The following is a 13860-nucleotide window of genomic DNA, read 5'->3' as shown; positions in this document are numbered from 1 at the left end:
GAGTGCGACTCTCCAAAAGCCTCCCTGGTGAAATTAGCGCTGTGGAACCACCCGATCCCATCCCGAACTCGGAAGTGAAACGCAGCTGCGCCGATGGTAGTGTGGCTCAAGCCATGCGAGAGTAGGTCATCGCCAGGGTTTTATACCCAAAACCCCGCTGCTCACGCAGCGGGGTTTTTCTTATTAAGTGAAGGCACTGCATTTTCCGGGTCCCTTCCGCCCCAAGGGCAAGATCGCGAAGCTGGCGCTGCAAGCGCTGCTGCAACCGTCTCCCTGGTGAAATTAGCGCTGTGGAACCACCCGATCCCATCCCGAACTCGGAAGTGAAACGCAGCTGCGCCGATGGTAGTGTGGCTCAAGCCATGCGAGAGTAGGTCATCGCCAGGGTTTACACCCAAAACCCCGCTGCTCATGCAGCGGGGTTTTTCTTTGTGCGCAGGAAACCCCGGTAGTGCCGGCCGCTGGCCGGCAATCCGATGGCGTTGCATTGCCCGGTAGATCCACGCCATGCGTAAGTGCTCCGCGAGGAGCATGGCGCCAACCAGAGTTGGCCGCTACCAATCGATTGCCGGCCAGCGGCCGGCACTACCGGCAGATCCACACCAACCGTGGATGAGCCGCCGACGGTACGCAAAAGAAAAGCGGCGCCCCGTGGGGCGCCGCTCTGCTCTCAACAGTGCTCAGTCGAGCATGGCCCGACTTTACTTGGCCGAGACCTTGTCCTTCATCATCGCGTCGCGGGCTGCCTTGAACGGATTGCCTGCATACCAGTTCGGCCAACGATCGCCACCGGCCAGTTCCTTGCCCACGCCGTACATCAGCTGCAGGTCTTCGACGGTGCCGTCCAGCTTCCAGGTGGCGGCGTCGAACTCGTCCTTCGGGCCGTGGTAACGGTTGGCGCCGTAGTCCGCCGCCGCCTTGCGGCCCGCTTCCACGCCACCCTCGCGCAGGTCTTCGCCGCCATCGGCGTACAGGGCCGGCACACCCGCTTTTGCGAAGTTGAAGTGATCGGAGCGGAAGTAGAAGCCGCTCTGTACCGAGGTCTCACCGTGCAGGGTGCGGTCCTGGGCGGCGGCCAGCGGCTTGAGGATGTCCTCCAGCTCCGAGCTGCCGAAGCCGGTGACGGTCACGTCCTTGGCACGGCCGGCCACCGACATCGCATCGATGTTGATCACACCGGCGATCTTGTCCAGCGGGAAGGTCGGGTGGGCGACGTAGTACTTGGAACCCAGCAGGCCGGACTCTTCCAGGGTCACCGCCAGGAACACCACCGAACGCTCCGGCTTCGGCTCCTGGTGGGCCATGGCTTCGGCCACTTCGAGAATGCCAGCCACGCCGGTGGCGTTGTCGACCGCGCCGTTGTAGATGTTGTCGCCGGTCTCACCCTCATGCTTGCCCAGGTGGTCCCAGTGCGCCATGTACAGGACGGCCTCGTCAGCGCGCTTGCTGCCCGGCAGCACGCCGACCACGTTGCGCGACTGCTTCTGTGCGATCTGGCTCTTCAGGTCGACCGCAGCGGTGGCCTTCAGCGGCACTGGCTTGAAACCGCGCTTGCTGGCGTCCTTGTAGGCCTGGGCAAGGTCCAGGCCGGCACCGGCGAACAGTGCCTTGGCCGCGTCGGCGCTCAGCCAGCCCTGTACCGGGATGCGCGCTTCCGGGTCATCCTTGGCGGGCAGGTCGTACTGCGGGCCAGCCCAGGAATTCTTCACCACGTCCCAGCCGTAGGACGCGCCGGCGGTGTCGTGCACGATCAGCGCGGCGGCGGCGCCCTTGCGGGCGGCCTCTTCGAACTTGTAGGTCCAGCGGCCGTAGTAGGTCATGCGCTTGCCGTCGAACAGCTTCGCGTCGTCGACGTGGAAGCCCGGGTCGTTGACGAACATCACGACCGTCTTGCCCTTCCAGTCCTGACCGGCGTAGTCATTCCACTTCTGCTCCGGCGCATCGACGCCATAGCCGACGAACACCAGGTCGCTGGCATCGACCTTCACCTCGGCCTGGCCGGTACGGGTGCCGACCACCATGTCGGTGCCGAACTTCAGTTCGGTGGTCTTGCCGCCCTGGGTGATCTTCAGCACGGTCGATTCGTCGGCCGTGGTCTCGGTCATCGGCACATCCTGGAACCAGCTGTCGCCGTTGCCGGGCTGCAGGCCGATGCGCTGCATCTGGTCGCGGATGTAGTTGACCGTCAGTTCTTCGCCCTTGCTGCCCGGGGCGCGGCCTTCGAACTCATCCGAAGCCAGGGTCTTGACCATCTCGGCGAAGTCGCCGGCGTTGATCTCCGGTGAGAACTGATGGGCGGCCGGCTTCGCGGCAGCGGTATCGGTGGGCGGCGTGGCAGCCGGCGTGGATTCGCCTTTGCAGGCACTGAGCGCGGCCGCGGCGGCCAAGCACAGGAGGAGTTTGCGGGGCATCGTCGATTCCTGGAGAACAAAGGGCGGTCGCATCTCATGCGCGACCGGTAAACGCGAGTATCACTGAAGCGCCGGGTGCGACGGGTTCAGTCGGCCGGCGCGGTTTCGGTATCGAACGGGATCGGCTCGGCCCCGGTGACCGGGCCGATGCGTGCGGTGCGATGCACGTACAGCACCACCTCGCGCTCGAACTGCAGCGGCCCACTGACGACCGCGTTGGGGCCGATGATCACGCGCGGCTTGCGGCTGGCGGTGAGCGAGACACTGAAGTTCGGCTTGCGCACATGCACGCCGCCGTTGACCTGCGAACCGATGCCGACGGTGATGTCACCGTTGACGGTCTCGACGTCTTTGCCGACGCGGCTCTCGACCAGGCCGATGCCGCCGTTCACGGTCTCGACGCCGCCTTCGATCTGGCTGCCGCGATCAGTGAAGATGCTGCCGTTGACGGTGCTGACGCCACCGCTGGCGATCACTTCGCGACCCAGGCGGACACCGCCGTTGACGGTTTCGATCTTGCCGGTGCGTGCGCGGTCGGCAACCTTCACCCCGCCGTTGACGGTGTCGATGCTTCCGGTCTCGACGCCTTCGCCGACGCGGATGCCGCCGTTGACGGTGTCCAGCTTGCCGTAGCGTTGGCCGGGTTCGGCGCTGATGCTGCCGTTGACCTTGCTGATGTTCTCCTGGGCGCAGACCGGCCCGGTGACCAGCAGTACGCCCAACAGCAGCGGAATGGATAGAGTTTTCATGGGGACCTCGATGGATGTGCGGCTGGCAGGCCGCGTGCGGAGATGTCACCATTCCCCGGTACCCCCCGCAACTGCCTGAAGTCACTGGAAAGCCCTTGCGCGACAACGCCTTCCCATCACGCCGACATCACATCGCCGCCCTACGCGGCGGGCGCTGGCTGCTGCTGGGGCTGGCTGTGGCGCTGGCCCTGCCCCTGCCGGGTGCTGCGCAGACCACCCGCGAGACCGAGCGCAAGCTGCAGAAGCTGCGTACCGAGCTGAAGGGCGTGGCGCAGGAGCGACGGCAGATCGAAGGGCAGCGTGGCCAAGCATCGCAACAGCTGCGCGAGGCCGACGAGAAGGTGGCACGCACCGGCCGCGCGCTTGCGCAGACCGAAGCGGCGCTGCGCGAGCAGGCCCAGGCCCTGGCCCAGGCCGAGCAGCGCCGCAGCAGCCTGCAAACCAACCTGGCCCAGCAGCACCGCGAACTGGCCGGCCTGCTGCGCGCGGCGTATCAGCTTGGCAATCACGCACCGCTGAAGCTGCTGCTGTCGCAGGACACGGTGGCCGATGCCAATCGCGCCCTGGCCTACCATCGTTACCTGCAGCGCGAACGAGCGCAGCGCATCACCACGCTCACCGCCGACCTGAAGGAACTGGAAGCGCTGCAGGCGCAGATCGCCGAGCGCAAGCAGAAGCTGCAGGGGGCGCAGCAGGACCAGAAGCAGCAGGCAGCGGCGCTGGCGGCCGACCGCCGTGACCGCGCGCAGACCGTGGCCTCGCTCGACGAACGCTTCAAGGACCGGCGCGAGAAGGAACAGGCACTGGGCCAGGATGCCAAGGCGCTGGAAACGCTGCTGGCCAATCTGCGTGCCGCTGCCGCCCGGGCCGAAGCCGAGCGTCGCGCGGCGGCACGTCGAGCTGCTGCCGAAAAGGCCGCTGCCGAGCGGGCCGCACGCCAGGCGGCCGCACAGGGCCGGCCACCGCCGCCGGCAACCAAGGTTCCACCTGCGGTGGCGTCGGCACCGGCACCGAAGGTCGGCGGCCTGGGTTGGCCGTTGTCCGGCAACCTGCTGGCCCGCTATGGCGGCAAGCTGCCCGATGGCCGTACCAGCAGCGGCGTGCTGATCGGCGCGCCGGCCGGCAGCACCGTCACGGCCGTGGCCGACGGCACCGTGGTGTTCTCCGACTGGATGACCGGCTACGGCATGATCCTGATCGTCGACCACGGCAATGGCTACATGAGCCTGTATGCCCACAACGACACCCTGCTGAAGGATGCCGGCGCACGGGTCAGCCGCGGTGATGCGGTGGCCAAGGTCGGCAATTCCGGTGGCCAGGGCGTCACCGCGCTGTACTTTGAGCTGCGCCGTGGCGGGCAGCCGGTCAACCCGGACAGCTGGCTGCCGCGGCGCTGAATCCAGGCCTGCCGGATGCGGGTTGGATTCAACGGGAATTTAGCTGTGCTTCGCGCATAATCGGTGCATGTGCCTTGGGCACGATGCCAACGTCGACAGGAGTGATCCATGCGCGCAGCCCGTACCGCCACCCTCTTGCTGGCCCTGTTGCCAGCGCTGTCCTGGGCGCAGCAGACCGCGCCCGCCCCGAGCCAGGAAACCAGCGGGCAGGCAGCGAACAGCGAGGAGGCGGTGACCTCGAAGGTGCCGCTGGAGGACATCCGCCGTTTCGTGGCCGTGTACAACGCGGTGCGCGCCGCCTATGTCGATCCGGTCGATGACAAGAAGCTGATGCAGTCGGCCGTGCGTGGCCTGCTGCTCGACCTCGATCCGCACAGCACCTACTTCAACAAGGAAGACGCGCAGGCCTTCGACGAGCAGGCCAATGGTGCCTACGAGGGCATCGGCGTGGAGCTGCAGCAGCAGCCGGACAACGCCAGCATGAAGGTGATCGCGCCGATCGACGACACCCCGGCGGCCAAGGCCGGCATCCTCGCTGGTGACCTGATTATCGCCATCGACGGCAAGCCGATCAGTGCGATCGATGCCAGCGAGCCGCTGCGCGGCCCGGCCGGCAGCAAGGTGGTGCTGACCATCGTGCGCGAAGGCAAGCCCAAGCCGTTCGACGTGAGCCTCACCCGCCAGACCATCCGCGTGACCAGCGTGCGCAGCCGCCTGCTGGAACCCGGCTATGGCTACATCCGCCTGAGCACCTTCCAGGCCGATACCGGTTCGGACTTCCAGAAGCACGTGCAGCAGCTGCAGAAGCAGTCCGGTGGCCAGCTCAAGGGCCTGGTGCTGGACCTGCGCAGCAACCCGGGTGGCCTGCTGACCGCTGCCGTGCAGGTGGCCGATGATCTGCTCGACAAGGGCAACATCGTCAGCACCCGTGGCCGCATCAGCATCAGCGATGCACGATTCGACGCGACCCCGGGCGACCTGCTGAAGGGCGCACCGGTGGTCGTGCTGGCCGATGCCGGTTCGGCCAGTGCATCGGAAGTCCTGGCCGGCGCGCTGCGCGACAACAAGCGGGCGCGCGTGGTCGGCAGCCGTACCTTCGGCAAGGGCTCGGTGCAGACCGTGCTGCCGCTGGACAACGGTGATTCGGTGAAGCTGACCACCGCGCGCTATTACACGCCCAGCGGCAAGTCGATCCAGGCCACCGGCATCGTGCCGGACGTCGAACTGAAGCCCGCCGCCACGCCGGCCGAGGATGCACTGCCGGCCAGCCTGAGCGACTACAGTGAAGCCACCCTGCCGGGCCATCTGCGCGGCGATGACGAAGGCACTGAGGGCTACCACGCCGGAGCGGTGCTGCCGGGCGATGGCCCGATCAACGACGCGCTGGCCGAGCTGAAGAACCCTGGCTCGGTGGCCGCACGGTTGAAGGCCGAGGCCGCCAAGGCGGATGCGGCCAAGGCCGCGAAGGCCGCTGCGGCAAAGCCGGAAGCAAAGCCGGAAGCAAAGCCCGAACCCGTCCCGGCCAAGCCTTGATTTTGTAGAGTCGAGCCATGCTCGACTGATCTACGAACGAGCGGGTGAGCGTGGAGCCGGCCAGCGGCCGGCACTACCAGGGGTCAGAATCCGTGCCGCTTGCGCAGGCGGCGCGCGATCGCGGCGCGCACGTACACGCCATACACCACGCCGAACACGAAGCCGCCGATGTGCGCCCACCAGGCCACCATGCCGAAGCTGGGGCCGATATGGGCGAACACCACCTGCAGCGCGGCCCAGACGCCGATCAGCAGGTAGGCCGGGGCGCGCACGAACTCCAGGAACAGGCCCAGCGGGATCACCACGCCCAGCCGGGCACCGGGGAACAGGGCCAGATAGGCGCCGATCAGCGCCGACACCGCGCCGCTGGCGCCGATGATGATCTGGTCCGGGCTGCCCATGGTGTAGATCGCCACCAGGTTGGACACCGCGCCGCCCACGAGGAACAGCAGCAGCAACCGCCAGGGTCCCAGCACCCGCTCGGCGGGGAGGCCGAAGATCAGCAGGAATACCAGGTTGCCCAGCAGGTGCGACCAGTCGGCGTGCAGGAACAGCGCAGTGAACAGGCGCAGCACGCTGCCGTCCTGCAGGGTCGCCCACCAGTCCAGCGGACGGGTCAGGCCGGTGGACAGGGCGCCCCAGTCCAGCCAGAGACTGCCGCGGGCATCGTCCGGGCGCGAGATCGACCACAGGAATGCCAGCCACAATGACGCGAACAGCACGGGCGTGGCCCAGCGCAGGGCCGCCTTCTTGCGCGACGGGAGGGAGACGAACATGCCAATAGCCTAGCGTGCGGCCACGTTCGGTGGGGACGGTCCTGTTCAGCTTTTGAGACGAAAAAACCGCCTGCGCTGTTATTGTTTCATTAACAGCTCTGGGTAATACTCGCATACGGCGTCGTATGTCGGGAGGGGAATCCGGCGCGCTCCGATGGGTCCCAGGACCCGGCGGGCGCAGGCGCACTCAGAGCACCATCACCGCTTACCGGAGAGAGAACTACGATGCAAACCGCTTCCACCATTGCCCGACTGACCCTGCTGGCCGTCGGCGTTGCCGGTGCGCTGGCCGCCGCCGATGCCAATGCTGCCGCCTTCCAGCTGAAGGAAAACAGCGCCAAGGGCCTGGGCCGCGCGTTCGCCGGCTCCACCTCGACCGAAGGTGACGCCTCGGTCATCGCTACCAACCCGGCGTCCATGCGCCTGCTCGACGGCACCCTGGTCCAGGGCGACGTCAGCGCCATCAGCTTCGGCGCCAAGTTCCGCGGCCAGGGCAAGTACGCCAACGGCGCGCCGATTTCCGGTGGCAACGGCGGCGACGCCGGCATGATCGCCCCGGTTCCGGCCGCGTACTTCCACGTGCCGTTCGGCGAGAACGACAACATGCACTTCGGTGCTTCGCTGACCGTGCCGTTCGGCTTCAAGACCGAATACGACCGCGACTGGGTCGGCCGCTACAACGGCGTCAAGACCGAGCTGCAGGCCATCGACCTGGGCGTGGCGTTCTCCTATGACGTCAACCCGTACCTGTCGTTCGGTGCGTCGGTGTTCGCCGAGCGCCTGAACGTCGACCTGACCAGTGCTGTCGACACCGGCACCGCGATCAACGCCACTGCCCAGCGCACCGCTGCGGCGCGTGTGCTGGCTGCCGGCGGCACCGCGGCCCAGGCTGCGGCGGCGTCGCAGGCGGCTGCACGCCAGGCCGCCCAGCTCGGCTTCTCGCCGGGCACCGCCGATGGCTACCTGCGCATCAAGGGCGATGAAGTGTCGGTCGGTTACACCCTGGGCATGACCGTCACCCCGGTGGAAGGCACCAACATCGCGTTCAGCTACCGCTCGAAGGTCGAGCACAAGATCACCGACGGCAAGGCCGATTTCACCATCCCGCAGAATGCGGCGGCCTTCCTGGCCACTGCTGCCCCGGGTACCTTCATCGACAGCAACGGTCGCGCGACCATCACCCTGCCGGCCAGCGCCACCGTGGGCTTCACCCACCGTGTGAACGACCAGTGGCAGATCATGGCTGAAGTCACGCGCACCGCGTGGAGCAAGTTCGACCAGGTCGTCGTCGATTACGACTCCAACCAGCCGGACAGCGTGCTGCCGTTCCACTACCGTGACACCACCTTCGCGTCGATCGGTACCGATTTCCGCGTGAACGACAAGCTGACCCTGCGCGGCGGCCTGGCCTATGACCAGACCCCGACCACCGATGCCCACCGCGACGTGCGCGTGCCGGACACCACCCGCAAGTGGCTGTCGCTGGGCATGACCTACGCCGCTTCGGACAAGATGGAATACAGCGTGGGCTACACCCACCTGTTCACCAAGGATCCGAACATCACCTCGACCTCGGCCACCGGCAACACCGTGACCGGCAAGTACAAGGTCAGCGGCGACGTGCTGGCGGCGTCGATGCAGTACAAGTTCTGATTCGGGCGATTGCCTGGAGCAGTACGAAGGAGGCCCCGCGCAAGCGGGGCCTTTCTTTTTGTAGGGACGGGCCGGGGCGTCCACGCAGCGCACGGATCCACGACAATAGCGACATGAACCTGTCCGATCCGAACTTCCAGCTGGAGCTGGCTGCCAACATCGCCGTCGCCGGCTCGATCCTGCTGGCCGGCCGCAACAACGTGCACACCTGGTGGCTGGGCATCGTCGGCTGCGCCTTGTTTGCTGCCGTGTTCGAACGATCGCATCTGTATGCGGACATGGTGCTGCAGTTCTTCTTCATCGCCATCAGCGTGCTGGGCTGGTGGCAGTGGCTGCGTGGTGACCATGGCGCGCCGTTGCCGATCACTTCATTGCGGCCGCGCGCCTGGGCCTGGCTGGCGCCGCTGGCGGTAGTGGCCACGTTCGGCTACGGCTGGATGCTGACCCGCCTGACCAATGCCTATGCGCCGTACATCGATTCGGCGGTGCTGGTGTTGAGTGTGATCGCGCAGATCCTGATGATGCGACGCAAGCTGGAATCGTGGTGGGTATGGCTGCTGGTGAACACCGTTGCGGTGCCGCTCTACTACAGCCGTGGCCTGCACCTGACCTCGATCCTGTATGTGGGCTTCTGGATCAACGCGCTGGTCGCCTTGCGCCATTGGCGGCACCTGATGCGGGACGAGGCCAGGGCGGCCGATGCCGCTGCCTGAGCGCGTTGCACGCGGCCTGGTGGTGGGCAAGTTCTGCCCGCTGCATCGCGGCCATGAACGACTGATCGACTTCGCCGCCACGCGCTGCCAGCAGCTGCTGGTGATCGGCTGGTCGCAGCCGGGCTTTGCCGGCTACAGCGCTGCGCGCCGCGAGCGCTGGCTGCGTGCGCGTTTCCCGCAGGCTACGGTAGCGGTGCTTGACGACGCGCGACTGGCCGCATTGTGCACGCAGCATGGCTTGCCGGTGCGAGCGCTGCCGCAGGACAGTGATGACGAACAGGTGCAACGTGACTTTACCGCCTGGCTGTGCCTGAACCTGTTCGGTGGGCCGGTGCAGGCGGTGTACACCGGTGAGGACTACGGTGACGGCTTCGCGCAGGCGCTGGCCACGCACTTCGGTGCGCCGGTACGCCATGAGCGGCTCGAACGCGCATTGGACGTCGGGCAGGCCTGCGGCACCGAGCTGCGCAGCGATCCGCATGCGCATCGCCATGGGCTCGCACCGCAGGTGTATGCCGACCATGTACAGCGCGTGGCCTTCATCGGTGGCGAGTCCAGCGGCAAGACCACGCTGGCCCGCGTGCTGGCCGAGCGTCTGCAGACTGTCTGGGTGCCGGAGTATGGCCGCACGCTGTGGGAGCAGCGAGGCGGAGAGCTGACGCCGGGCGATCTGCTGCGCATCGCAATGACACAGCCACAGCACGAAGACGAAGCTGTGCGGCGTGCGCATCGCTGGCTGTTCTGCGATACCACGCCGCTGGTGACGCTGGGCTACAGCGGCTGGATGTTTGGCACGGCGCCGCAGCCGCTGCGGCAAGCGGCACGACGACGCTACGACCTGCTGTTCCTGTGCGCGCCGGATATTCCGTTTGACCAGGATGGCACGCGCGTGGGCGAAGCCTTCCGGACGCAGCAGCATGCGTGGTACCTGGAGCAGCTGCAGGCAGAGGGTGTCGAGCATGTGCTGCTGGAAGGCGATCTGGAGACGCGCATCGCACGCGTGCAGGGCGAGCTGGCGAAGCGGGCGGACAATCGGTTCAGTGTCGCCTTGCCTCTGTAGAGCCGAGCCCACGCTCGGCTGCGCCAGAAAAGCCGAGCATGGGCTCGGCTCTACAGCCAGGAAAGCCGAGCGTGGGCCCGCCTCTACAGGAAGCAAAGCACAAAAAACCCCGCGTTCGCGGGGTTTTTTGTTTACTGCATCAAGCAGGCGATCAGTCGCCCAGGGTCAGCAGCGAGGCGTTGCCGCCTGCGGCTGTGGTGTTCACCGTCACCGTCTTTTCGGTAGCGAAGCGCAGCAGGTAGTGCGGGCCGCCGGCCTTCGGGCCGGTGCCGGACAGGCCCTGGCCGCCGAACGGCTGCACGCCGACCACCGCGCCGATCTGGTTGCGGTTGACGTAGACGTTGCCGACGTGGACGCCGTTGCTGATGCGATCAACGGTCTCGTCGATGCGCGAATGCACGCCCAGGGTCAGGCCGTAGCCGGTGGCATTGATCTGGTCGATCACCGCGTCGAGCTGGTCGCCCTTCCAGCGGATCACGTGCAGGACCGGCCCGAAGATTTCCTTGTGCAGCTGGCCCAGATCCTTCAGTTCATACGCGCGCGGTGCGAAGAAGGTGCCATTGGCCGCTTCGGCGGACAGCTCGGCGGCCGCGATCAGGCGCGCTTCGCGGTCCATGCGCTCGGCGTGGTCCTGCAGGATCTTCAGCGCGTCGGCGTCGATCACCGGGCCGACGTCGGTGGACAGCAGGCCCGGGTTGCCGACCTTCAGTTCCTTCATCGCGCCGGCCAGCATGGTCATCACCTTGTCGGCGATGTCGTCCTGCACGAACAGCACGCGCGCGGCCGAGCAACGCTGGCCGGCGGAGGTGAAGGCCGAACCGATCGCGTCCTTGACCAGCTGTTCCGGCAGCGCCGAGGAGTCGGCGATGAAGGCATTCTGGCCGCCGGTCTCGGCGATCAGCACACCGATGGCGGCGTCACGCGCGGCCATGGCGCGGTTGATCGCACGTGCGGTGTCGGTGGAGCCGGTGAAGGCCACGCCGGCCACGCGCGGGTCGGCGGTCAGTGCGGCACCGACGGTGGCGCCGTCGCCCGGCAGGTACTGCACCACCTCGGCCGGCACGCCAGCTTCGTGCAGCAGCTTCACCGCGTAGTAGCCGATCAGGTTGGTCTGTTCGGCCGGCTTGGCGATGACGCTGTTGCCGGCGGCCAGTGCAGCAGCGACCTGGCCCAGGAAGATCGCCAGCGGGAAGTTCCACGGGCTGATGCAGACGAACACGCCGCGGCCGTGCAGCTGCAGCTCGTTGGACTCACCGGTCGGGCTGGGCAGCTTCTCGGCGTGGCTGAACTGCTCGCGCGCCTGCTTGGCGTAGTAGCGCAGGAAGTCCACGGCTTCGCGCACTTCGGCGATGCTGTCGGGCAGGCTCTTGCCGGCTTCCTTCACGCACAGCGCCATGAACTCCGGCATGCGCGCTTCCAGCTGGTCGGCGGCGTGCTCGAGGATGGCGGCGCGGCTGGCGGCCGGGGTGCGGTTCCAGGCCGGCTGCGCGGCTACGGCATTCGCCAGCGCCTTCTGCACGGTGGCGGCATCGGCGGCCAGCCACTGGCCGACCACTTCGCGGGTGTCGGCCGGGTTGGTCACCGGCAGCGAGGCGCCGGCCGGGTTCGCACCCGGCACCAGCGGGGCGGCCTGCCACGGCTTCACGGCCGCGTTGAGCTGCTCGGCGAGGGCGCGCAGTTCGTTGTCGTTGGCGAGGTTGGCGCCCATGGAGTTCTTCCTGTCGTGGTTCTGGCTGCGCAGCAGGTCTACCGGCAGCGGGATCTTGGGATGCGGAATCGAAGCGAACGAGGCGACCATCTCGACCGGATCGCGGATCAGGTCGGCGATCGGCACGCGCTCATCGGTGATGCGGTTGACGAAGCTGGAGTTGGCGCCGTTTTCCAGCAGGCGGCGCACCAGGTACGGCAGCAGGTCTTCATGCGAACCGACCGGGGCGTACACGCGGCAGGGCAGGCCCAGGCGATCGGCCGGCACCACTTCGGCGTACAGGTCATCGCCCATGCCGTGCAGCTTCTGGTGCTCGTACACGCCACCGTTGGCGATGCTGCGCACCGCAGCGATGGTGTGCGCGTTGTGCGTGGCGAACATCGGGTAGATCGCGTCGGCATGGGTGAACAGGCGCTTGGCGCATGCCAGGTAGGACACGTCGGTGTTCTGCTTGCGGGTGAACACCGGGTAGCCCGGATAGCCTTCGATCTGCGCGCGCTTGATCTCGGCATCCCAATAGGCGCCCTTGACCAGGCGCACCTGCAGGCGGCGACCGGCGCGGCGCGCCATGTCGGCCAGGTGGTCGATCGTGTACGGTGTGCGCTTCTGGTAGGCCTGCACGACCACGCCGAAGCCGTCCCAGCCGGCCAGCGAGGCGTCGGAGAACACCTGCTCGATGATGTCCAGCGACAGTTCCAGGCGGTCGGACTCTTCGGCGTCGACGGTGCAGCCGATGCCGTAGCTCTTGGCCAGCTGCGCCAGCTCCAGCACGCCCGGCACCAGGTCCTTCAGCACGCGCTCGCGCTTGGCGTGCTCGTAGCGCGGGTACAGCGCCGACAGCTTGATCGAGATGCCCGGTGCGTTGTTGACGTCGCCATCCGGGCGGCCGCCGCGGGCCTTGTGATCACCGCCAATGGCGTGGATCGCGCGACGGTAGTCTTCCAGGTAGCGCAGCGCGTCCTTCATGGTCAGCGCGCCTTCGCCCAGCATGTCGAAGGAGTAGCGGTAGTTCGCGTTGTCGCCCTTGTGCGAGCGCGACAGCGCCTCGCTGATGGTGCGGCCCATGACGAACTGGTGGCCCATGATCTTCATCGCCTGGCGCACGGCCAGGCGCACCACCGGCTCACCGACGCGGCCGACCAGGCGCTTGAACGCGCTGGGCGCATCGGCGCGGGTGGCGTCGTTCATCTGTACCAGCTTGCCGGTCAGCATCAGGCCCCAGGTGGAGGCGTTGACCAGCACCGAGTCGCTGCCGCCCAGGTGCTTTTCCCAGTCGGCATCGGCCAGCTTGTCGCGGATCAGCTTGTCGGCGGTGTCCTGGTCCGGAATGCGCAGCAGCGCTTCGGCCACGCACATCAGCAGCACGCCTTCTTCGCTGCCCAGGTCGTACTGGCGCATGAAGGCTTCGATCGCGCCCTGGTCCTTGGCACGCACGCGCACGCGGCCGACCAGGTCGGCGGCCAGCGCCTGCACCCTGGCCTGCTCGTCGGCCGGCAGCCGGGCCTGCGCCAGCAGCTCGCGGACGTGGCTGGCCTCGTCCTTCAACCAGGCATCGGTGATGGCCTGGCGGAACGGGTTGGGGGGCGCCGGCAGTTCCGGCGACAGCAGCGCGCCGGGACGCTGGGCGTCGCTGGCGGCAGGGGAGGAGGAAGGTGCGTTCATGCCGGTCCGGCCAATGGAAAACTTGGCGATTTTAATCATTTTTGCGGGTTGCGGAAGTGCCCCGCAGCCACCTTCGTGAAGGGCTGATAGCCCCTAATGGTGGTGGATTCAGCGTGTTCAGCAAGCCCGGCAATATTTGTGCTGAATTCGGCATTCGCGCCGCCGACCCCATGCTGTGTTGCAGCATGGGAAAAAGTG

The 13860-nt window shown here is 67.1% G+C and carries 9 protein-coding genes and 2 rRNA genes; 7 read left to right on the top strand and 4 right to left on the bottom strand.

Annotated elements, in window-relative coordinates; translation table 11 throughout:
* Positions 1-23: 23 nt before the first annotated feature.
* Positions 24-138 (top strand): 5S ribosomal RNA (gene rrf / locus AC5P8R_RS12530).
* Between the two features lie 134 nt (positions 139-272).
* A 5S ribosomal RNA gene (gene rrf, locus AC5P8R_RS12525) occupies positions 273-387 on the top strand.
* A 314-nt stretch (positions 388-701) separates the two neighbouring features.
* On the opposite strand, the gene AC5P8R_RS12520 is transcribed toward rrf (AC5P8R_RS12525), so the two are convergent.
* Together AC5P8R_RS12520 and AC5P8R_RS12515 are read right to left on the bottom strand one after the other, a co-directional pair.
* The gene (locus AC5P8R_RS12520; protein ID WP_169411581.1) at positions 702-2411 is read right to left on the bottom strand and encodes a M28 family metallopeptidase; all 1710 of its coding nucleotides are present in this window, start codon (positions 2409-2411) and stop codon (positions 702-704) included.
* Between the two features lie 86 nt (positions 2412-2497).
* Positions 2498-3160, bottom strand: coding sequence for a DUF4097 family beta strand repeat-containing protein (locus AC5P8R_RS12515; RefSeq protein ID WP_014645682.1), 663 nt, complete (start codon positions 3158-3160; stop codon positions 2498-2500).
* Between the two features lie 95 nt (positions 3161-3255).
* On the opposite strand from AC5P8R_RS12515, the gene AC5P8R_RS12510 reads away from it, so the two are divergent.
* Complete coding sequence (locus AC5P8R_RS12510; RefSeq protein WP_495223484.1) at positions 3256-4557, top strand: murein hydrolase activator EnvC family protein; 1302 nt, start codon at positions 3256-3258, stop codon at positions 4555-4557.
* A 108-nt stretch (positions 4558-4665) separates the two neighbouring features.
* Entirely contained in the window at positions 4666-6090 is a 1425-nt protein-coding gene (locus tag AC5P8R_RS12505) for a S41 family peptidase (protein WP_169411579.1), read from the top strand.
* An 83-nt stretch (positions 6091-6173) separates the two neighbouring features.
* On the opposite strand, the gene AC5P8R_RS12500 is transcribed toward AC5P8R_RS12505, so the two are convergent.
* Positions 6174-6866, bottom strand: coding sequence for a rhomboid family intramembrane serine protease (locus AC5P8R_RS12500; RefSeq protein WP_005414994.1), 693 nt, complete (start codon positions 6864-6866; stop codon positions 6174-6176).
* 225 nt (positions 6867-7091) lie between these two features.
* On the opposite strand from AC5P8R_RS12500, the gene AC5P8R_RS12495 reads away from it, so the two are divergent.
* From AC5P8R_RS12495 to AC5P8R_RS12485, 3 genes are all read left to right on the top strand, one after another.
* On the top strand, positions 7092-8519 hold the full coding sequence (locus AC5P8R_RS12495) for an outer membrane protein transport protein (protein ID WP_049419231.1): 1428 nt from the start codon (positions 7092-7094) through the stop codon (positions 8517-8519).
* A 113-nt stretch (positions 8520-8632) separates the two neighbouring features.
* A complete protein-coding gene (pnuC, locus tag AC5P8R_RS12490) occupies positions 8633-9232 on the top strand; it encodes a nicotinamide riboside transporter PnuC (RefSeq protein ID WP_014645686.1) in 600 nt (199 codons plus the stop codon).
* Positions 9219-10292, top strand: a complete 1074-nt coding sequence (locus tag AC5P8R_RS12485) for an AAA family ATPase (protein ID WP_111206333.1) — start codon at positions 9219-9221, stop codon at positions 10290-10292. The genes pnuC and AC5P8R_RS12485 overlap by 14 nt, the downstream gene beginning before the upstream one ends.
* Positions 10293-10443: 151 nt before the next feature.
* Here the strand turns inward: AC5P8R_RS12485 and putA are convergent, their stop codons facing one another.
* The gene (gene putA, locus AC5P8R_RS12480; protein WP_046428197.1) at positions 10444-13662 is read right to left on the bottom strand and encodes a bifunctional proline dehydrogenase/L-glutamate gamma-semialdehyde dehydrogenase PutA; all 3219 of its coding nucleotides are present in this window, start codon (positions 13660-13662) and stop codon (positions 10444-10446) included.
* Positions 13663-13860: the final 198 nt, after the last annotated feature.

This window comes from Stenotrophomonas sp. YJH_SMC_73 (genome assembly GCF_059370155.1).
Note: the sequence above shows the minus strand (reverse complement) of the source record. Positions and strands in the feature narration are given on the sequence as shown.